This is a genomic window from Bacillus sp. FJAT-18017 (genome assembly GCF_001278805.1).
Taxonomy (GTDB): Bacteria; Bacillota; Bacilli; order Bacillales; family Cytobacillaceae; genus Bacillus_D.
In genome coordinates this window covers 4,810,651-4,831,605 of record NZ_CP012602.1, presented here as the reverse complement: position 1 = coordinate 4,831,605, position 20,955 = coordinate 4,810,651, and the positions used below count along the sequence as shown (strand labels likewise).

Genomic DNA, 20,955 nt, shown 5'->3' with positions numbered 1-20,955 from the left:
TAGGCAAGGAGAGGGTTAGGGAATGGCTTCAACTTTTCACGGCTTAGAAGTGGGGAAAAGAGGGCTTTATGCCCAGCAAACTGCATTGTCCGTCACTGGCCATAATATAGCAAATGCAAATACAACAGGATACACACGGCAGCGGGCGGAAATGCAGGCCTCAAAAGCGATCCCTAGTCCTGGTATGCACAATGACCAGTCTCCTGCCCAATTGGGGACGGGTGTTGAGGTTAGCAAAATCGTCCGCCTCCGCGAAGAATACCTGGATGTCCAGATTCGTGGTGAAAGTAAAAATCTCGGATATTGGGAAGCAAAAACCAATACATTCACGCGGATTGAGGAGCTTTTAAATGAACCATCCGATTCCGGACTTGCCGCCACAATGGACGAATTCTGGAAGGGTTGGGAAGAGCTTTCCAAAAATCCGGACAGTGCTGCTGCTCGAGCAGTTGTAAGGCAAAGAGGTGTGGCTGTAGCTGAAACTTTCCAGCATATCTCCAACACACTGGACCAAATCCAGGGTGATTTGAAAAATGTCATCAAAACAAAAGAAAGCGAAATTAATTCTCTTTCTTCACAGATTGCAAGTCTGAATAAGCAGATTTCCAGTCTTGTGCCGAACAATTATCAGCCGAATGACCTTTATGACCAACGCGATGTCCTGATTGACCGGCTCTCCAAGCTTGTCAATGTCAACGTCACTCCAGCGGCAAACGGTATGGTCAATGTCTCTGCTGGTAACGGAGTATTGGTTTCAGGTCAAACACCCGCTAAATTAACAATAGGCTATGATCCAGCCACAGGGCTCGTGGATCCAGATGAAATCAAAATAGATGACCAAAAAGTATCTTTCGCTTCTGGTGAGCTTCTGGGCCATATTGAGGCGTACGGATTGAAGGGCTCTGAAGCTTCATCCATCATTCCTAGTTTAAAAGGAAAAATGAATGAACTGGCAGCGGCATTCACAAATCAAATCAACTCCATCCATCAGAGCGGCTATAATTTGAACAATATTAATGGGAGTTCGCAAGTAAGAGTTCCTTTCTTTACAGGTTCAACAGCCGCGGATATAGAAGTTCATGGGGATATTATTGACTCGTTGAACATGATTGCAGCAGGCAAAGAAGAAACTGCTGGCACGTCATCCACTGGTAACGGCCAGAATGCGCAGGAAATTGCCAATGCAAAGTTTGCTGGTCTCACCTTTGGAAGTGCGAATTCAACAGCAGACGACTTTTACCGGAACATCATCGGCCAGTTGGGGATTGATTCAAACGAAGCCCAGCGGATGAAGGATAACTCGGAAGTGATTATTCAGCAGGTAGAAAACCGCCGCCAATCTGTTTCAGGTGTATCCCTGGATGAGGAAATGGCCAACATGATTAAATTCCAGCAGGCATATAATGCCGCTGCCAGATATGTGACTGTCATGGACCAGCTGTTGGATAAAGTCATCAACGGCATGGGCAGAGTCGGATTGTAGAAGGAGAGATAAGCTATGCGGGTCACCCAGAGCATGCTGAACCAGAATATGCTTGCGAATATAAATAGAAGCAACCAGGCGATGGAAAAATATCAGCAGCAATTATCCACTGGTAAAAAAATTGATAAGCCATCGGACGATCCTGTTGTAGCGGTAAGAGGAATGTTTTACCGGTCATCGCTTAATGAAATCGATCAATACAAGCGGAATAGTGGAGACGGACTTTCGTGGATGACAGCGACCGATGAAGCTCTCGACGAAGTGACCTCAGTCCTGCAGAGGGTTCGTGAGTTGACGATTCAGGGTACGAATGGAACAAATGGCGAGACAGACAGGGCTGCCATCGCACAGGAAATTGCCCAGTTGAAGGAACATCTTGGTGAGGTAGCAAACACCCAGTTGGCTGGAAAGTTTATTTTTGCAGGTACGGATGTGAAAACTCCGCCTTATCGCGAATCTACTCCAGGAACTGCAAAAGGATTCATGAACAGCAACACTGAACTGCTTGAGTTACGCGTTGGCCAGACGAATATTGTTCAAATCAATGTTCTTGGCACCGATGTGTTCAATCATGAAGGTGGAGTTTTCAAGGTTCTTGAGGATATTGTTTCAGGCTTTAGTGCTGGTGGACAGACATCCGCTGATGCCTTAACTAAGCTTGATGGGCAAATTGATAATCTTCTCAGGCAGCGTGCTGAGGTGGGTGCGAGGATGAACCGGATGGAGCTGAGCATGTCGCGAATTGACGGCCTTGAGCTGTCAACGACCCGAATGCTTTCCCAGGAAGAAGATGTGGACCTCACGAAAGTAATCATTGACTTGAAGGCACAAGAGAATGTGCAAAGAGCTGCCTTATCAGCAGGAGCACGCATCATTCAGCCATCTCTCGTAGACTTTTTAAGATAGGTAAGTAGTAGGATGAAGCCAATTCATCCTCTTTTTTTAGCTCTATACATAGGAAAAATCTGTAAAGAAAACTAATATAATAGAGGGGATCACATGTTTCCAAAAGTAAATCAAAATATTTTTATTGATATTGTCGAACGAGAGCAGTCTTGCCGTTCAATTATTGCGGACATAACAGAAAAGGAAATAATGATTAGTTCTCCTTCGGATTCGAATGTGATTGGAGAACTGGTGGCGGGTACTCCATTGAGAATATCTTTTGTCACCAACGATAATCAGTATCGATTTGGAACAGAAGTTCTCGGAGTAAAGAAAGACGCAATCCTTTTATACCGGTTAAAAAAGCCTTGCGAACAAGAAATCATCAAGATTCAGCGAAGAGAAGATTTTCGAGTGAGTGCCAGTATACCCGTCACATTAAATGGCCAGGACTGTACATCCATCAACATCAGCAGTGGTGGCATCCTGCTTTCCTGCAGTCCGCAGGCAGAATTGCCAACAGAAGAAATTTTTACTGGAACCTTCATGCTTCCAGCTATAAACAAAGTGATTTCAAAAATAGATTTTGATGCCCAGGTAATCCGAACTTCGCCAAGTGAGGATGGGCAAAGGCAAACCGTAGCGCTTAAGTTTGTACATCTAGGTCAATCCGACCAGATGAAAATCCTCCAATACTGTTTTGAAAAACAAAGGCAGATGCGTTTAAAACAAAGATAAAAACAAAGAATATCTCAATAAAAAACATGCCTTCTAACCGGCATGTTTTTCTCATTTCTTTTTACAAAAACTTACTCACCCCTTATAATAAAAATAGGAATATAGTTTTGTTTTGTTTGATAACTTCATCAAAAAATACACAGATACTCCCCAAAAAACAATTCTAACATTCGTACTATATAGTAAATTACCCAAACAAACTAAGAACTTTTATATACAGAATTAATAGGGATGCTTTGAAATAGGAGGTATGACGATGAGCTTAAAATTAGCTCTTTCTAAATTAAAGGAAATGATGCTTCAACCCCATCAGGCGCATGTAAGCGAGGAAGAAATTCATCAACTTGAAACGAAGCACGGGTTGAGTAAAGATTCTCTAATTTTTTACTATAACAATTTAATGATGCTTGGCCTCAATCAAACACAAGACCACGGGGAATCAAAAAAAGTGAACCGTAAATGGTCAAAGGCTGAAATCGACTTTATGTTCCTTTATATTAAAGAACGCCAGGAAGAAGGCGCGAGAAATATAACAGAACTATTGGATGAGGCAGCAAATGTGCTAGGCCGAGGCTACCAATCTGTAAGCTATAAATATTACACTCTGGCAAAAAAGCAGCAGAAGAAGCAAAAGCTGGAACAGCCTCAGGTTGAATTCATCACAATCTCTGAAAATGACGTGCCTGTCGTTTCTACTGAGCCGATTGAGCAGGTAAACGGAACAGTTGGAAGTTTTTCCAAAAAATCTTCTCAGGATGGCGACCTGATCGATATCTTATCAGGGCTTATCTCTAATGTGGAACAGCTTCCGGGGATAAATTTGCATGATATGCTGAGCAGCCTGTACCAGCTAACCAATATGGCATTGCTCAATCAGCAAGCAGCCACTGAGATTGAGAACATGAAGTCAGAAATCAACTCCGAGAAAGAAGTTCTCCGGAATAAGCTTAGGAAGCAAGAGCAGCAACTCAATCAAGAGCGTCAGCGCAATATCGAGCTGCAAAATGAGGTTTCCAGGCTCGCTAGGGAAATCCACGCATTCAGCCAGCTTGGCGATGCAGCTAAAATACAAAACTTGAAATCCTACAATCAGAGGCTAAACTACCTAATTGACAGTTCCGGCGTCGTCCATCAAGTCGGCAGCTAGAAATCCGTAAAGTCATCCTTGAAAGAGGGGGCTTTGCGGATTTTTTTATAGAATAGGGTTGTATTAATGAACACTGTGTTTTAAAAGGAAGTTGATTGTAGCGGAGGATGCGAGACTCGTTCGAAAATGCAAAAAACGCATTTTCTCCTGCGGTGCTTTTTCAGGAAGGCTATTCAACGTCCTGCGGGACAAGCAGAGTAGGGAGACCCCGCAGGCGCATAGCGCCGAGGAGGCTTCCAAATCGCCCGCGGAAAGAGAAGCGTCCGTAGCGGAAATCAACAAACTATTTTAACAGCCTTTTAATAAATTTAAAAAACCCTTAACTTTCCCCCATATCAGCCGATAATAAAAATAACCGATCTTTTAGGAATTGAAGGGAGTATCGTATCCTATGAGTCTAAAAAATCCATACCAAACATATCAAAAACAAGCCGTTTCCACTTCGAAACCGGAAGACCTCACATTGATGTTGTATCAGGGTCTCGTTAAATTTATCCGCCTATCCAAGCTTGACATTGATCAAAATAAACTTCAGGATGCCCATACGCATAACCTTAGGGCACAGGATATTTTAACGGAATTAATGGTTACCTTAAAGCCTGAATACGAAGTTTCAAAGTCGCTGATGGCGATGTATGATTTTATGAAAGCACGTTTAATCGAAGCGAATATGAAGAAAGATTCCGAGCTGCTCGTCGAGGTCGAGACATTTGCTGTTGAATTGGTCGAAACCTGGTCAGAAGCTGTGAAACGAAAATAGTTATGGAAGAAATAATTAATGAACTTCTTAGGGTATCGCAGGAAATGAAAAAGGCAATCGAACAGGAAGAATTTAATGAGTTGAATGAATTGTTGAAAATTCGTCACATTTTCATGAAGGATGTGGATGAATGGAAAGCAGCTAATCCTGGGACTATACTATCACAAAATGATAAAGAGAAATTGAAGGAAGTACTCGGGCTTGATCAAGAGCTGGAGAGAGTTTTAAAGGAAAAAATGTCAGAGAATATCCAGTTGCGAGGACAATTGAAGGACCGCAGCCGTGCCTCAAAAAAATACGGAAATTATCAAAGTTTGACGAATGGTGCTTTTGTCGACACGTTCAAATAGTCCTAGCAAAATATGCGTTGGTCCGCAAAATTCCTTGCGTGACCGCGCATTTTTTTATGTCCGTCGGAATTTTTTTTGCGTAATCACGCATGTTTTTTTCGGTCAGTAAAAATTTGTTATCCATTAGAATAACAATATAAAGAAATTTGCACCTTTTTGTCGGAACACATCCTTTATATTCAATGTCGGTTGCCATGATTCAACAGACAGTGAGTATATTCGATAGTATTCACCAGGTTGGCGGAGGGAAGAATGGAATGATTGGGCAAACACTGCAAAAAAATAAACCGGCAAGCAAACTCTATAATTTTTTGGATTATAAAAAGAAGAAACCATTCTTTACAAAACCAATTAAATTAACTGTCGGGCATCCTATCAATGACACCTTTGATATGATACGGAATCTGGTTTACGGGGAAAAGCAGATTCTTGTGCTGAAACGGGCCCATGATCCGCTTCGTATCATCCTGGTTGAAGCAAAGATAGAAGATGGAAGGCTGAAGAATATTTCAATGCTTCCAGACGAAATAATTGGCGATATATCTGGATTACTAAGAGAGTCCATTTAATAAAGTTCATGCCAGAAAGGGTGAAACCTTTGTTAATAGGTGATGATTGGTTTATCAGGTCCATGCTCATTGACACGCTTTCACGGGCACGAAGCGTTGGCAATCAAAAGACCGAAACCAATGCAGCAGCTCTATTTTCTGAGGTGCTGCAACAATACATGATGATGCAGCAGACTCAAACGGCCCCGCAGTTAAATTTACAGCCAGGCCAGCCCATTTATACGAATACCCAGGGTTTAAACGAGTTAAACCTTCTTTCTGAAAAAAATATTACTTTTTCCGAAAAAAATAACTCCTTACCTGAAATGGGCCCTTCTGAACAGCCCAGTTCATTAAGATTTAAAGAGATTAATAGTGAAAAAGTTAATCAGCTTCTTGGCGGCAAGCTTGCTGGCAAGGGTGAGGTGTTTATTGAGGCGGGAAAACGGTACAACATCGATCCAGCCTTGCTCGTTGCGATTTCCCAGCATGAAACCGGGAATGGCAAATCAAGGGCAGCTGCCGAAAAAAATAATATTGCCGGAATGATGGGGAAAAATGGCTTGAGATCATACAACTCAGTCAATGAAAGCATCATGGATATGGCACGGAACCTTAGCCATAATTATTTGGATTCAGGTTTTACCAGCATTACAAAAATTGCTGGCAAATACGCTCCGATTGGCGCAGCCAATGATCCAACAGGTTTGAACAACCACTGGGTAACTGGTGTTACAAATCATTTTGAAAAAGTCCGAGGATAAGTTGCTTGAGGCGCTTGAGGTGCCTCTTTTCGCCTGCAATTGTTTACTAGTTTTTATTTTGATAGATATCAAACTATTCCAGGGATAGGAGTGGCGTTTTTGACTAATATCAATCTCCTTCATTCTGCATTAAATGCTTCAAGCATGCGCCAGAATGTAATTTCCAACAATATCGCCAATGCAGAGACACCGGGCTTTAAGTCCAAAAGTGTCGTGTTTGAAGATATTTTGAAACAAAAATTGAGCAATCAAACAAATTTTGTTGGGAACAGGTCGGATTCCAGGCATGTCATCATTGGCAATAGTCCTGGCATACCGCAGCCTTTTGCGGTGGAAAACAGAGGAACGACCATGCAAAACAATGAAAATAACGTTGATCTTGATGAACAGATGAGTTCCTTAAGTAAAAATGCTTTGTGGTATAACACGCTCACAAGTCAGCTTTCAAGTGAATTTCAAAAACTGTCGATTGCCATTAAAGGGAGGGTCTAAGGTTGTTTGATTCATTGAATATCAATGCATCGGCGCTTACAGCTCAGCGCCTGCGCATGGATGTGGTCTCGTCGAATATTGCAAATGCAAATTCAACACGCGGAAGGTTTGTCAATGGAGAATGGGAACCCTATCGCCGGAAGATGGTCGAAATGGAACCTAGGCAAAGCCAGTTTGCCGGTATTTTTCAAACAGAAATGAGCAAGCAGGCTGGGCAGGGTGTCAGAGTTACAAGAATTGCGGAAGACCAGACACCATTTAAACTCGTTTTTGATCCAAGTCATCCTGATGCAAATCCGGAAGGCTACGTAAGACTTCCGAACGTAGACTTGTCCAGGGAAATGATTGATTTGATGGCCTCCTCAAGGTCGTATGAAGCAAATGTAACAGCGTTCAATACAGGAAAGTCCCTAATGCTAAAAGCGCTTGAATTGGGACGTTAGGAGAATAAGGGATGGATATTTCACGATTAAATGGTGATTTCATCAAAATAAATCAAAATCCTTTTCAAAAGGCTGAAGCAGCGAAGCCAACAGTGTCGTTTTCGAATGTACTTAAAACATACATGGAAAATGTCGACACAACGGTTAAGCAGGCTTCGGAAATGTCTGTTCAGGCAGCAGCCGGGACTGCAGAGAATGTACACGATGTGACGATAGCCTCTCAAAAGGCAAAGCTTGCCCTTGAACTCACAGTAGCTGTAAGGGACAAAGCGGTTGAAACGTATCAAGAAATCATGAGAATGCAAATGTAATTTAGAAAGATGCTGGGCAGGGTGAGAAATGAGAGGATCATGGAAAGATCAAATAAAAAAGTCAACAGAACTTTTTAGCCAGTATTGGGGAGCGCGGAGTTCAAAACAAAAATGGCTCATCATTGGAACTTTTTTATTTCTGATGTTTGCCTTATCCGCATTTGTTGTTTTTGCGTCACGGCCACAGTATGTCCCGCTTTATACGGGCCAGCTAAGCACCCGTGAAGTAGGAGATATTAAAGCAGAGCTGGACAGCCAGGGATACACAGACTATAAACTTTCCGATAACGGAACAATGCTGCTTGTGCCGCAAAAAGATGCAGCCGATTTATTAGTCACCCTTGCTTCGGCGGGTTATCCGAAGGACACCAATATCAATTATGATATTTTCAGTCAGAATCTATCATTTGGTGCGACAGACCGCCAGTTTGACATTCTTGAGCGGGAAGCGATGCAAAACCAGCTGGCTAAGGTAATTACCCATATTGATGGAATCAAAAACGCAGAGGTCATTTTGAATTTGCCTGAGGAGTCTGTCTTTATCAGGCCAGGTGATGAGCAGGCTGCAAGTGCTTCTGTCATGGTAGAAATTGAACCGGGTGCAAAGCTGAATAACGAACAGGTTAAAGCACTGTATACACTTATTGCCCGTAGCGTCAAAAACCTGCCGATGGAAAACATCACGGTCATGAATCAATATAGCGAAACCTTGCTGCTCGATGAAACGGGCACAGAAGGAATGGCTTTGGAGAATTATGACGAACAAAGAAAAGTTCAGCAAGATATTGAGCGGGATATTCAGCAAAACCTCCAAAAGCTTTTAGGTGGTGTGCTAGGCAGCGATAAGGTATCCGTCCATACCTTTGTGAAAATGAACTTTGATAAAGTGAAGACCCAGGAAAATCTTGTGAAACCTGCGGATGGCTCCGAACAGGGGCTGGTCATCAGTTCTGAAGAAAGCTCAAAGTCCTACACGGGCACCGATGCCGAGAACGCGGGTGGAGTGGTCGGTACGGGTGAAACAGATGTACCGGGCTATACAGGAAATACCGCTAATGGAACTGGCGATTATGAAGAAGCGCAGGAGCGCGTCAATTATGAAGTTAACCGGATTACAAATGAAATTGTAAAAAGTCCTTATGAAATAGAAGATATTTCGATAAACGTTGGTGTTCCGTCAATCCCGGGAAAGCCCGGTCTCGTTCCCGAAGGTGTCCAGGAAAATGTTCATAATGTAGCAGCGAATATTGTCCGTACTGCACTCGGGCACCCAGAGTTAACAGTAGAACAAATTGCACAGCGGGTTACGGTCGTTCCGCATCAATTTTCCGAAGAAACGCCGGTTGCGGCTGAAGCAGAACAAAATTGGTTCCTGATTGGCGGGATTGCAGTTGCTGCGGCAACGCTTCTCCTAATTGGCTTACTGATATGGATGTTTGTTAGAAGAAGCAAAAAAGAAGACGAAGAAATCCAAGCGGCATTTGAGCAGCAACAGCCTATTCCATTGAACGAACAGGAATACTTTGCCGAACATGATTTAACGGTTGAAAGCCAATTGAAGCGGCTGCTTGAACAGAGGCCGGAGGATTTTGCAAAAATCGTCCGAACATGGCTGCATGAAGAGGAGGTCTGATCATTGTGGCGACAGCATTAAGATTGAATGGCAAGCAAAAAGCAGCAATTTTGCTGATTACAATGGGGAAAGATGCTTCTTCAAAGGTATTCAAGCATCTGGATGATCAAGAGATTGAGAAGCTAACACTAGCCATTGCAGGCATTCAGAAGGTTGATTCCAAAGAGAAGGAAGAAGTGTTCAACGAGTTCCACGAAATGTGCATTGCCCAAGATTACCTGGCAATGGGCGGAATCGGATACGCAAAAGAGGTGCTCGAAGAAGCACTTGGAAGAGACAAGGCAACCAAAATCATTCAGAAGCTAACGTCTGAACTGCAAGTAAAGCCCTTCGATTTTGCACGACGGATTGATCCTATTCAAATATATAACTTTTTGCAAAGTGAGCACCCGCAAACCATTGCGCTGGTTCTTGCGCATTTGGAGCCGCAGCAGGCTTCGATTATCTTGTCTTCCTTGACCGGCGAGCTCCAGTCCGATGTAGCAAGACGGATTGCTTTATTGGAACAGACATCACCTGAAGTTATAAAGGAAGTCGAGAAAATCCTTGAACAGAATCTGTCTGCTACAATTCGCCAGGACTTCACCGTAGTCGGAGGCATCGAATCAATTGTTACGATTCTGAATGGCGTCGACCGCAGTACGGAAAAGGGAATTCTCGAAGAACTCAAGCTCAGGGACCAGGATTTGGCCGAGGAAATCAAGAAACGGATGTTTGTATTCGAGGATATTATTACACTCGACCGCCGCGCTATTCAGCGTGTTATCCAGGAAGTTGATAATTCGGACTTGATGCTCTCCTTGAAGGCGGCAAGCGAAGAAGTCAAAAAGGTTATATACGAAAATATGTCTTCCCGGATGGTGGAAACCTTCGAGGAAGAAATGCAATATATGGGGCCAGTTAGGGTCAAGGATGTTGAAGAGGCACAGGGGCGGATTGTATCTGTCATTAGGCGCCTTGAAGATGCCGGCGAGATTGTGATTGCCCGGGGTGAAAAAGATGGTATCCTACTCTAAGGTTTTTAAGGCTTCCGGGCTGTCCATAAGCGATGAAATTAAGGTATTGAAAGAACCATTTCGTCCGGTTCAGCTGCCTCAGTCATCAAACAGCGAAGAACCTTTGCCGGTTACTGAATCAATCCAACTAGCGGAAGCTGCTAAGCGGGCTGAAGAAATCCTGGAAGAAGCCAGGCAGAATGCTTTGGCCATCCAGGCGAAAGCAGAGGAAAGCATCAAACAATGGTGGGCAGAAAAACAATCAGAGCTTGAAGTTATCTCAATTGATGCCAAACAGCTCGGCTATGAAGAAGGTTTTCTAGCAGGAAAGAACCAGGGTGAAGAGGAAGCCAGGATGGAATATGCACTTAAGCTGGAGCAGGCTCAAGCAGTACTAGATGATGCCTTCCAGCAAAAAGAGTCAATTATAACCGAGGCTGAACCGTTCCTTCTCGAACTTAGTACCGCAATAGCCGAGCAGATTGTAAAGCATGAATTAGAAACGTCACCACAATGGATGATAGAGCTAATTAAGCAGCATATCCTTCGTTTTAAGGAAAAGGAATATATTACAGTCTGCGTCCATCCTAAGGATTTTGAGTTTATCAATTCACAGCGCGGCCACTTAATAGCAGTTGTAAATGGGGAAACCGAAATTAAAATTGTTCCAGACCATTCTGTAGGTGAAAAAGGATGTGTTATCTGTACCGCCTATGGAAGTGTTGACGCCAGGATTGATACACAGATTGAAGAAATCAAAAAAGTCATTCTTGAGGCTAGAAGAGGTGCAGAAGAATGATTTTAGCCACAGAGAACTATGTAAAGCTGATACGCAGTATCGATCCAGTCCGGGTTAATGGCAAGATCACTCAAATCATCGGGCTTACAATCGAGTCCCAGGGACCGGATGTTAGGATCGGTGAAATATGCTCGATTTATCCGTCCCAATCACAAAAGCCCATTCAGGCAGAAGTGGTTGGGATTAAAGAAAATAAAGTTCTGCTTATGCCCCTTGGTGAAGTTAGGGCAATTGGTCCCGGATGTGATGTGGTTGCTAGCGGGAAAAACATGGTTGTCAAGGCCGGCACGCAGCTGCTTGGGAGAATTCTCGACGGGCTCGGGAATCCGATTGACGGGAAGCCGCTGCCACTAGGGCTTGAAGAAGTATCCGCACATGCAACACCGCCAAACCCGCTGACAAGGCCGAGAATTCATGAGGCACTTGGCACAGGGGTCAAAACCATTGATGGTTTGCTGACGATGGGAAAAGGGCAGCGTGTTGGAATCTTTGCCGGAAGCGGTGTAGGGAAGAGTACGCTTCTTGGCATGATATCGAGAAATACTACTGCCGAAGTGAACGTAATCGCCTTGATTGGTGAACGAGGGCGGGAAGTTCTCGATTTTATCGAACAAAACCTTGGTCCTGAAGGGCTTGCGAAATCGGTTGTCATTGTAGCGACATCGGATCAGCCAGCGCTTATCAGGATAAAAGGGGCGTTGACAGCCACGGCCATTGCTGAATATTTCCGTGACCAGGGCAAGGATGTTTTGCTCGTCATGGACTCTGTGACTCGCTTTGCGATGGCGCAGAGAGAGGTAGGGCTTGCTATCGGGGAACCGCCGACAACAAAAGGATATACACCTTCCGTTTTTGCGATGCTCCCTCAGTTGCTTGAACGATCGGGAACCGGACCTAAGGGCACGATTTCCGCTATATATACTGTGCTCGTGGACGGGGACGACATGAACGAACCGATTGCCGATGCAGTCCGGGGCATCCTGGATGGCCATATTGTCCTGAACCGGGGAATTGGCGCGAAAGGAATTTTTCCTGCCATCGATGTGTTGAATAGTGCAAGCCGCGTCGTTTCTGAAATTACGACCCCAGAACACCAAAAAGCGGCAGTGCAGTTTAAAAGGTTATTGGCTTCATATAACGAAGCTGAAGACCTAATTAATATTGGCGCATATAAAAAGGGCTCCAACCGCGATATTGATCTCGCCCTTAGGCAAAAACCGCTCATGGACCAATTCCTGCGGCAGGGCATCTATGAAAGCTCCACCCTGGAGGAAGCACAAACCTTCCTACTATCACAATTTGGAGAATCGTACCGATGAACTATAAGTTTCCTTATCAAAAAGTACTTGAGTATAAAGAGAAGCAGCAGGATCTGGCCGAACAGGAATTTGGAGTAGTAAAACAAAAGCAATTCGAATTAGAGCAGGAGCTTGAGGGTCTGCAAACAAGAGAGCAAGGCATCTTTGATGAATATAATGAAGTCCATCAAAAAAAGGTTGCCGATATTCTCGAAATCCAGGCTGGAATCAAGCATGTTCATCATATTAAGCGCCAGCTGGAACACAAGACCGTTGAAGTTCATAAAGAACTTGAGGACAAGCAGCAAGTATTGCTTGAAAGGTCACAGGAAGCGAAAATTTGGAACAAATGGAAAGCCAAATCCCGCGCCACCTTCATAAAGGAAATGGATCAAAAAGAACAGGCAATGCTCGATGAAATGGCGGTCATCCGCTACACAAGAAAAATATAATTTCAGGCTGCCAGCAGGAGCCGTTTACCTGCTGGCATCAGGGCCAAAAAAGCGGCAATTAATAAGAAGCAAGAGCTCCATGGAAGGAGAACATCATGAAATACTTTCTATTATCTATTATTCTATTTTTACTCATACCTATACAATCCGCCGCCTTTGCTGCAGAGTCGAAAGCAGCTGGCGATCCTTTTGTCTCCGATAGCCTCCAAAATGACAAAGAAGGTGAATCGACTCCTGTTTCGATAGAAAAAACGGAAAGTCAATCATCTTCAATTACTTCACTTGTAATTAAATTCCTGTTTTCATTTATCGTTGTCATAGCCTTGTTAATTGGCCTTGGCCGGTTTCTCGCAAAAAAAGGCAGGCGCCTGCAAAGTAACGGGCCTGTACTGTCGCTTGCCGGCCATATGATGGGGCAAAACAAGTCTCTGCAGGTCGTGCTGATTGGCCAAACGATCTACATTTTAGGGGTTGGCGAAAACGTCACATTAGTTCGCTCCATTTCCAAAGGAGAAGAAGAATATCAGCAGTTACTGGAAAGCGTTGAAAACCAGGCTGAAGGGCAGCCGGCAAAATGGACTGGCCTTGAACCTAATCAAAATTGGGCAGCGACTTTTCAAAAACATATTAAGAAGGTTCAGCAAGAGTTTCAAAAGGGGCGGGATTCATGAAAAAGAAGCTTTATATCCTCGTTCCATTTTTAGTTCTGTTTTTTTTCAGCCTAACCTCTGAGGCAAATGCAAGTTTCCTTCCGGGCATTGAGACATCGGATAGTCCGGAAAATGTATCGACAAGTGTACGGATTATCCTGTTGCTGACCGTCCTATCAATAGCACCGGCCATTCTCATTATGATGACGAGTTTTACGAGGTTAGTCATCGTTCTGGGGTTTGTCCGTACTGCGCTTGGAACACAGTATATGCCTCCGAATCAGGTATTAATCGGCCTGGCAATGTTTTTAACGTTTTTCATCATGGGACCCACTTTTTCACAGATAAATGAGGATGCGCTGCAGCCATTCATGGCAGGAGAGCTGAGCCAGGAAGAGGCCTTTGATAAAGCAGCCTCGCCAGCGAAGGAATTCATGGCAAAGCATACGCGTGAAAAGGATTTAGCTTTGTTTCTTGATTATGCCAATTTGGACAGGCCTAAAACAATCGACGATATTCCGTTGACAGCCCTTGTCCCGGCTTTTGCCATAAGTGAGCTTAAAACGGCTTTCCAGATGGGGTTCATGATATTCGTCCCTTTTCTCGTGATTGACATGATTGTAGCAAGCATATTGATGTCAATGGGTATGATGATGCTTCCTCCGGTGATGATTTCGCTGCCCTTTAAAATTCTACTTTTCATTTTGGTAGATGGGTGGCACTTAATCGTAGAATCTTTGCTTAAGAGCTTTTAAGGAGGAGTACCGTTGACACCAGAAGTTGTATTGCAAGTTGCCCAGCAGGCAATTTATACAATCCTAATCGTTATTGCCCCTGCATGTGGAATCGCATTGCTTGTGGGCTTATTAGTCAGTATTTTTCAGGCAACTACACAGATCCAGGACCAGACGCTGGCATTTGTGCCTAAAATTGTTGCCGTTTTTGTAGCCATTCTGTTTTTTGGATCATGGATGCTCCGATATGTGGTTGAATTCACACAAAACTTGCTCGGAAATCTTTCACAGTTTATCGGTTAGGTGATGGAAATGTTTGATCTTTCACCGTGGTGGGCATTTTTGCTCGTGTTTGTAAGAATTTCTTCATTTATTGTCACAGCTCCAATTTTCTCAGGAAGACAAATTCCGGCTCAGCATAAAATTGGCCTCAGTTTTGTTCTGACATTAGTATGCATAAGTGTTGTGAATGAACCTTTGGAGCCTGTGGCTGATGGTATGCTCATCCTGTTGATTTTAAAAGAATTCCTAATTGGTGCGGTGCTGGGGATGATAGCTAATATCATTTTCTACGCCGTCCAGTTTGCAGGAACATTAATAGATTTCCAGATTGGTTTTTTTATGGCCAATATGTTTGATCCAACTTTTCAAACGAATACCCAGGTGACAGGACAGTTTAAAAACGTACTGGCCATTCTCGTATTGTTGGCCACCAACGGCCATCACCTCCTAATACAAGGAGTGCTGGCCAGCTTTGACTGGGTGGGTCTGAAGGAGCTTGTCCCTGCCTGGAGTGATGGCCGGATGGCTTCGCAAATTCTTGATTCAGTCTCTCAGATGTTTATGGCAGGCTTCATGATGGCAGTCCCAATTATCGGTACCCTGTTTGTCGTGGATGTGGCGCTTGGAATAATTTCTAAAACAGTTCCACAAATGAACCTAATTGCCATCTTCCCTCCGGTCAAAATTTTGCTGCACTTTACGATTTATACTTTTATCCTGCCAAGCTTCTTTTACTTGCTGGCAAAGCTTTTTGAAATGATGTACGAATCAATGTCTTCAATCATGAAGATTATGGGGGCTTAGACTTATGCTGTTGCGCTTGGATTTGCAGTTATTTGCCGGTGAAAAAACAGAAAAAGCCACCCCGAATAAACGCAGGGAAGCCAGGAATAAGGGCCAGGTGGCAAAAAGCCAGGAAGTATCCTCGGCATTGACGCTGTTATTTACCTTTTCTTTTTTGTTCATTTTTGGTGATTCAGTGATATCGGGATTATTCCAGCTCTTGCGCCAAAGCTTTCAGGAATACATGTTGTGGGATGTTTCTACATCCAGTATTCAGCTAATGTTCAATCAGCTCTTGATTAAAGCGGTCATCATCGCCGGCCCGATCATGGGAGTTGCGATGCTTGCCGGAATCATCTCAAATTATTCACAGGTCGGATTCATGTTCAATACCGAGTCGATTAAATTCAATTTAGGCAAGCTCAATCCCATCCAGGGTGCGAAGCAAATTTTTTCAATGAGGGCGGTTGTTGAACTGATCAAGTCCATCTTGAAAATGGTTATAACCTCCTTTGTTGTCTATATGGTCATCTGGCCGAAAAAAGAAGAGCTGCTCGTCATGGGCGAGAAACCACTATGGGACTCAATGAGGTTCATAGGCTCGATTACCCTGCAGGCGGGCCTTGCGATAGCAGTGATCCTCGGGGTAATCGCTGGTGCGGATTACCTCTACCAGCGCTTTGAACATGAAAAGAAGTTGAGGATGTCAAAGCAGGATATAAAGGATGAGTTCAAAAAGATGGAAGGGGATCCGCATGTTAAAGGGCAGCGAAGGGCGATTCAACGCCAAATGTCGATGAACCGGATGATGCAGGAGGTCCCGAAAGCCGATGTGGTCATTACAAACCCAACCCACTTTGCGGTTGCAATCCGTTACGATGTGACAACAATGGAAGCGCCGGAAGTTATTGCAAAAGGACAGGATCATGTCGCTTTAAAAATAAAGGAAATTGCCAGAGAAAACAAAATCATGACGGTCGAAAACAAACCACTGGCACGTGCACTGTTTGCTTCGGTGGAAATCGGTGAAACGATTCCGGAAGAACTGTTCAATGCTGTTGGTGAAATATTGGCGTATGTGTATTTTCAGGAAGGCCGCTTTAAGGGGATTGCTACATGAAAAAATCAGACTTATCCGTATTGATACTCGTTATCTTAATAGTGGCAATGATGATTATTCCAATGCCAACCTTACTGTTAGATTTTCTGTTAATCTTTAATATTTCATTGTCTCTATTGATTTTGCTTGTAGCAATGAATACGAAGGAACCATTAGACTTTTCAATTTTTCCAACAGCAATCCTGATTACGACTCTTTTTCGGCTTGCATTGAATGTATCGACAACCCGGTCGATTTTGACACATGCCGATGGCGGGGAAGTGATTGAAACATTCGGATCGTTCGTTATTGGCGGCAGTCCGGTAATAGGCTTTGTCGTGTTCTTAATTCTCGTTGTTATCCAATTTCTCGTTATTACAAAAGGCTCCGAACGGGTAGCGGAGGTTGCCGCCCGGTTCACCCTGGATGCAATGCCTGGTAAGCAAATGAGTATTGATGCTGATATGAATGCCGGATTGCTTAGCGAACAGGAGGCACGCGACCGCCGGAGAAAGGTTGAACGGGAAGCAGACTTCTACGGAGCGATGGATGGTGCCAGTAAATTCGTTAAGGGTGATGCGATTGCTGGTATTATCATCTTGCTGATTAACGTCATAGGCGGATTTGCAATCGGGATGGCCATACATGGTATGGGGTTTGCTGAAGCGGCAAGTACATTCACATTGCTCTCTGTCGGGGACGGGCTCGTCAGCCAGATTCCAGCCCTGCTAATCTCTACAGCTACAGGTATTACGGTTACAAGAGCCGCATCAGAGGGAAACCTGGGCTCGGATATAATGAATCAAATATTCAACTATCCAAAGCTCCTCTATTTTGTGGCGGGAACAATTCTAATGTTCGGTATCTTTACACCAATCGGAATTTTCCTGACCTTCCCAATTGCAGCCCTGCTTGCTTTTGGTGCTTATACAATGAATAACGCTGCCCGGAATAAAGAAGCCGAACTAGTGGCTGCGACCATGGAAGAGCAGGAGGAGGATATCCGCAATCCCGAGAAAGTAATCAATCTTCTTCAACTCGATACATTGGAGCTTGAAATCGGATATGCCCTTATCCCATTGGCTGATCAAAAACAGGGGGGAGATATCCTTGATCGGATTGTCATGATACGCAGGCAATTTGCCATCGAATTAGGGCTTGTGATTCCGACCATAAGAATCCGTGACAACCTGCAGGTCCCGCCTAACCATTACGTATTAAAGTACAGAGGCTCAAAGATTGCCTCTGGTGAAATATACCTTGACCACTTCCTGGCTATGAATTCAGTCCCGGATGCCGAACCAATTGAAGGAATACATGTCATTGAACCTGCCTTTGGAATGCCGGCAACATGGGTCAGCAAAGAAGAGAAACAGCGGGCTGAATTAATGGGATATATCATTGTTGATCCTCCTTCTGTTATTGCCACACACTTAACTGAAGTGCTCAGGCGGTTCGCCTATCAGCTGCTTGGCAGGGAAGAAACGAAGGAACTCGTCGAAAATCTCAAAGAAACGCATCCAAATCTTGTGGAGGAACTTGTTCCAAATATGCTCCCTGTCGGAGAAATCCAAAAGGTATTGCAAAATTTGCTGCGCGAACAAATTTCTATCCGTGATTTGGTTACCATTTTTGAAACACTTGCCGATTATTCAGTTTATACGAAGGATCCAAGAGTCCTAACAGAATATGTCCGACAATCATTGACGCGGCAAATTACCGAGCAATATGCAGAGGATGGCGTCATCAATGTCCTCACTGCAGGAGCAACACTTGAAAAAGGAATATCCGACTCCATTCAGCAAACTGAAGCGGGAATGTACTATCTTTCTATGGACCCTCAATTGACAAGAAGAATTACCGAGGAACTAAGGGAACAGATTTCACGGGTGACTACAGCGGGAGGCCAGCCAATTTTCTTGACCTCCCCATCAATTAGGATGTATATGAAACAGCTTGTTGATAAAGTGCTGCCAACGGTCCCGGTTCTTGCCTACACCGAGCTTGAACAAGATATTGAGATTCAAAGTATAGGAGTCGTGAATATATGAAAACGAAAAAAATAGTTGCGGAGTCCATGCCCCTTGCATTGAAGATGGTTCGACAGGAGCTTGGTGACAATGCCATCATCGTGAACACAAGAACCATTAAAGCTGGCGGTATCTTCGGATTATTTTCAAAGCAAAAGTATGAGGTAACTGCTTACACCCTGGATGAGGAACCGAAAAAGCAGGAACCAGCATTTACCCTTGATATCACCCAAAAACCAGATAGAGCCGAATTAAATCGGCTGATTGCTGGGAAACGGCCTGAACAGACGGAAGAACCATCTTTTCCTGTAAAAAGGGAAGGAACTTCAAAGTACGGAGGATCGGCTGTGAACCCTGAATCCGCAAACCCTGAGGCAGTAACACCAGAATTGGCAAAACCCGAACTAGCAACACCTGAATTCGCAAAGCTGGAGCTGGTAAAACCCAAGCTGGTAAAGACTGAGGCAGCAAAAACTGAACCGGTAGAGCCGAAAACAGCATCGCAAGGGAATGAGCAGCTCCTAGAAGAACTCCAGGACATGCGAAAAATGATGATGATCATGATGAGGGATCGAAATCAGGAGACACCTTTGTCTGAAGAATTAGCTGATTGGGCCAAGCGTTTAAAAAAGCAAGGCGTGGAAGAAGAGGTAATCGACTATATTACAACAATGCTTCTTAAAAACCAGCCTGACGTGTCTACGGATAGTACCTCCATTCACGAGCAAATCAAGGGAATTATTGAAGGCATTCTAAAAAAGAGAATTCCAAATTCAACTTCTATTAATATGAATGTCCGAATGGTAAATATTATTGGCCCGACTGGTGTTGGAAAAACAACCTCGATTGCCAAGCTGGCAACCGAGCAGGTATTGCGCCAAAAGCGAAGAGTCGCGATGATAACAACGGATGTTTACCGAATTGGCGCAGTTGAACAGCTGAAGACGTATGCGGGTATTCTGAATGTGCCAATTGAAGTCGTCCGTTCAGCAGATGAATTAGAAACTGCCCTAGCAAGGCTTGCACCATATGACTTGATATATATGGATACCACTGGACGGAATTACCGGGAACTCATTCATAGAGAAGCAATCGGCAAGTATCTGGAATATCCAGCTGATAAAGAAAACTTTCTTGCCTTAAGTTTGACAACGAAATATGAAGACATGGCTGTGGTTCTGAATGAATTCCTTGAAAGCCCTGTAAAGAAATTAATTTTGACTAAATTCGATGAAACGACGACCTACGGCTCGATTCTCAATATTGCATACCACTTTCCTTACGAATTAGCATACATGACCAACGGCCAAAGTGTTCCCGAGGATATTACAGCAATTGATGCGAAGCTGATAACGGGATATTTAGTAGGAGATGAAGTCGAAGATGGATCAGGCACAGAGTCTAAGAGAATATATGCATCGCTTTAATGCCGAACAGCATGCAGAGCATTCCGCGCGTGTCATCACGATTACAAGCGGAAAGGGTGGTGTCGGTAAATCAAACTTCACTCTTAATTTTGCTCTTGGCTTAAAGGCTGCAGGTAAGAAAGTCATTGTTCTTGATCTAGACTTGTCAACTGCCAACCTTGATATTCTGATGGGGCTTACTCCTCGGCATAGCTTAGTGGATGTGCTTTACCAGCGAAAATATATTTGGGATGTCCTTGAAAAAGGTACAGACGGAATCGAGTATATTTCTGGCGGATTTGAAATGAAGGATCTTTTGAAGTTTGATGAGGTATTTCTGGAGTTTTTTTGGAGCCAAATTCAAGAGCTGCAACATTACGCGGATTTTATTTTGCTTGATACAGGTGCAGGGCTATCAAAGGAACTGGTTCATTTTATTCTAGCATCAGATGAGACCATCCTCGTGACAACTCCCGAGCCGACATCAATCGCTGATGCTTATGGTGTGCTGAAAACTGCTGTCCGCGACCGGAAAAATGTTCCTGTATTCCGGCTTGTGGTGAACCGAGCCCAATCTTATCGCGAGGCTGTTGATACATCAAGAGCAATTAAAAGTGCGTCCAGCCATTTTCTGAAGATAAAGCTGAATACGCTTGGTTTTATTATGGAGGATGGAAAAGTCCGGGAATCTGTCCTTCAGCAGACACCTTTTATGATCAGTTTCCCTAATTGTGAAGCCGCGAGAAATATTAAACAAATCGTCCATTCCTATTTCCCTGAGAAAGAAGAAAATAATTCGTCGGCACCTGCAACAGGGATAAAAGGCTTTTTTGAAAAAATCATGATGCTGGGCAAGGCATTTTAAGGGGCAAT

24 protein-coding genes are annotated in these 20,955 nt (G+C 43.8%); all 24 read left to right on the top strand.

All coding sequences use genetic code 11. The annotated features are described in order from the left end of the window. Positions 1-22: 22 nt before the first annotated feature. The 24 genes from flgK (at position 23) to AM500_RS22545 (ending at position 20,947) form a co-directional block, all read left to right on the top strand. A complete protein-coding gene (gene flgK, locus AM500_RS22665; protein ID WP_053601243.1) occupies positions 23-1,483 on the top strand; it encodes a flagellar hook-associated protein FlgK in 1,461 nt (486 codons plus the stop codon). 15 nt (positions 1,484-1,498) lie between these two features. Beyond that, positions 1,499-2,389, top strand: a complete 891-nt coding sequence (gene flgL / locus AM500_RS22660) for a flagellar hook-associated protein FlgL (RefSeq protein WP_053601242.1) — start codon at positions 1,499-1,501, stop codon at positions 2,387-2,389. 93 nt (positions 2,390-2,482) lie between these two features. Beyond that, complete coding sequence (locus AM500_RS22655; protein ID WP_053601241.1) at positions 2,483-3,106, top strand: flagellar brake protein; 624 nt, start codon at positions 2,483-2,485, stop codon at positions 3,104-3,106. Positions 3,107-3,362: 256 nt separating this feature from the next. Next, the gene (locus AM500_RS22650) at positions 3,363-4,253 is read left to right on the top strand and encodes a hypothetical protein (protein WP_053601240.1); all 891 of its coding nucleotides are present in this window, start codon (positions 3,363-3,365) and stop codon (positions 4,251-4,253) included. A 391-nt stretch (positions 4,254-4,644) separates the two neighbouring features. After that, positions 4,645-5,013 (top strand): flagellar export chaperone FliS, encoded by a 369-nt coding sequence (gene fliS / locus AM500_RS22645; RefSeq protein WP_053601239.1) that lies wholly within the window; start codon positions 4,645-4,647, stop codon positions 5,011-5,013. Positions 5,014-5,057: 44 nt separating this feature from the next. Further along, positions 5,058-5,363 carry a flagellar protein FliT gene (locus AM500_RS22640; protein WP_197282637.1) on the top strand — a complete coding sequence of 102 codons (306 nt, stop codon included), beginning with the start codon at positions 5,058-5,060 and terminating at the stop codon, positions 5,361-5,363. A gap of 257 nt (positions 5,364-5,620) precedes the next feature. After that, the gene (locus tag AM500_RS22630) at positions 5,621-5,932 is read left to right on the top strand and encodes a hypothetical protein (protein ID WP_053601236.1); all 312 of its coding nucleotides are present in this window, start codon (positions 5,621-5,623) and stop codon (positions 5,930-5,932) included. Between the two features lie 29 nt (positions 5,933-5,961). Then, complete coding sequence (locus AM500_RS22625; protein ID WP_053601235.1) at positions 5,962-6,675, top strand: glucosaminidase domain-containing protein; 714 nt, start codon at positions 5,962-5,964, stop codon at positions 6,673-6,675. 90 nt (positions 6,676-6,765) lie between these two features. Beyond that, positions 6,766-7,167: a flagellar basal body rod protein FlgB gene (flgB, locus tag AM500_RS22620; RefSeq protein ID WP_442853981.1), complete on the top strand. Its 402-nt coding sequence runs from the start codon at positions 6,766-6,768 to the stop codon at positions 7,165-7,167. Positions 7,168-7,169: 2 nt separating this feature from the next. Then, positions 7,170-7,610, top strand: a complete 441-nt coding sequence (flgC, locus tag AM500_RS22615) for a flagellar basal body rod protein FlgC (protein WP_082347349.1) — start codon at positions 7,170-7,172, stop codon at positions 7,608-7,610. An 11-nt stretch (positions 7,611-7,621) separates the two neighbouring features. Next, entirely contained in the window at positions 7,622-7,921 is a 300-nt protein-coding gene (fliE, locus tag AM500_RS22610; RefSeq protein ID WP_043930476.1) for a flagellar hook-basal body complex protein FliE, read from the top strand. A gap of 28 nt (positions 7,922-7,949) precedes the next feature. Then, the gene (gene fliF, locus AM500_RS22605) at positions 7,950-9,554 is read left to right on the top strand and encodes a flagellar basal-body MS-ring/collar protein FliF (RefSeq protein WP_053601233.1); all 1,605 of its coding nucleotides are present in this window, start codon (positions 7,950-7,952) and stop codon (positions 9,552-9,554) included. A gap of 5 nt (positions 9,555-9,559) precedes the next feature. Beyond that, a complete protein-coding gene (gene fliG / locus AM500_RS22600) occupies positions 9,560-10,570 on the top strand; it encodes a flagellar motor switch protein FliG (RefSeq protein ID WP_053601232.1) in 1,011 nt (336 codons plus the stop codon). Continuing rightward, positions 10,554-11,348 carry a FliH/SctL family protein gene (locus tag AM500_RS22595; protein ID WP_053601231.1) on the top strand — a complete coding sequence of 265 codons (795 nt, stop codon included), beginning with the start codon at positions 10,554-10,556 and terminating at the stop codon, positions 11,346-11,348. The genes fliG and AM500_RS22595 overlap by 17 nt, the downstream gene beginning before the upstream one ends. Beyond that, positions 11,345-12,667: a flagellar protein export ATPase FliI gene (fliI, locus tag AM500_RS22590; RefSeq protein ID WP_053601230.1), complete on the top strand. Its 1,323-nt coding sequence runs from the start codon at positions 11,345-11,347 to the stop codon at positions 12,665-12,667. Before AM500_RS22595 ends, fliI begins: the two co-directional genes overlap by 4 nt. Further along, positions 12,664-13,098, top strand: a complete 435-nt coding sequence (gene fliJ, locus AM500_RS22585) for a flagellar export protein FliJ (protein WP_053601229.1) — start codon at positions 12,664-12,666, stop codon at positions 13,096-13,098. The genes fliI and fliJ overlap by 4 nt, the downstream gene beginning before the upstream one ends. A gap of 95 nt (positions 13,099-13,193) precedes the next feature. Continuing rightward, on the top strand, positions 13,194-13,769 hold the full coding sequence (locus AM500_RS22580) for a flagellar biosynthetic protein FliO (protein ID WP_053601228.1): 576 nt from the start codon (positions 13,194-13,196) through the stop codon (positions 13,767-13,769). Continuing rightward, positions 13,766-14,503, top strand: coding sequence for a flagellar type III secretion system pore protein FliP (gene fliP, locus AM500_RS22575; RefSeq protein WP_082347348.1), 738 nt, complete (start codon positions 13,766-13,768; stop codon positions 14,501-14,503). Before AM500_RS22580 ends, fliP begins: the two co-directional genes overlap by 4 nt. A 12-nt stretch (positions 14,504-14,515) precedes the next feature. Beyond that, positions 14,516-14,785 carry a flagellar biosynthesis protein FliQ gene (fliQ, locus tag AM500_RS22570; RefSeq protein WP_043930469.1) on the top strand — a complete coding sequence of 90 codons (270 nt, stop codon included), beginning with the start codon at positions 14,516-14,518 and terminating at the stop codon, positions 14,783-14,785. Positions 14,786-14,794: 9 nt separating this feature from the next. Continuing rightward, positions 14,795-15,568: a flagellar biosynthetic protein FliR gene (fliR, locus tag AM500_RS22565; protein WP_043930468.1), complete on the top strand. Its 774-nt coding sequence runs from the start codon at positions 14,795-14,797 to the stop codon at positions 15,566-15,568. A gap of 4 nt (positions 15,569-15,572) precedes the next feature. After that, positions 15,573-16,667, top strand: a complete 1,095-nt coding sequence (flhB, locus tag AM500_RS22560) for a flagellar biosynthesis protein FlhB (RefSeq protein WP_053601227.1) — start codon at positions 15,573-15,575, stop codon at positions 16,665-16,667. Then, the gene (flhA, locus tag AM500_RS22555; RefSeq protein WP_053601226.1) at positions 16,664-18,697 is read left to right on the top strand and encodes a flagellar biosynthesis protein FlhA; all 2,034 of its coding nucleotides are present in this window, start codon (positions 16,664-16,666) and stop codon (positions 18,695-18,697) included. The genes flhB and flhA overlap by 4 nt, the downstream gene beginning before the upstream one ends. Continuing rightward, positions 18,694-20,103, top strand: a complete 1,410-nt coding sequence (gene flhF / locus AM500_RS22550) for a flagellar biosynthesis GTPase FlhF (RefSeq protein ID WP_053601225.1) — start codon at positions 18,694-18,696, stop codon at positions 20,101-20,103. Before flhA ends, flhF begins: the two co-directional genes overlap by 4 nt. Next, positions 20,060-20,947, top strand: coding sequence for a MinD/ParA family protein (locus tag AM500_RS22545; RefSeq protein WP_053601224.1), 888 nt, complete (start codon positions 20,060-20,062; stop codon positions 20,945-20,947). The genes flhF and AM500_RS22545 overlap by 44 nt, the downstream gene beginning before the upstream one ends. Positions 20,948-20,955: the final 8 nt, after the last annotated feature.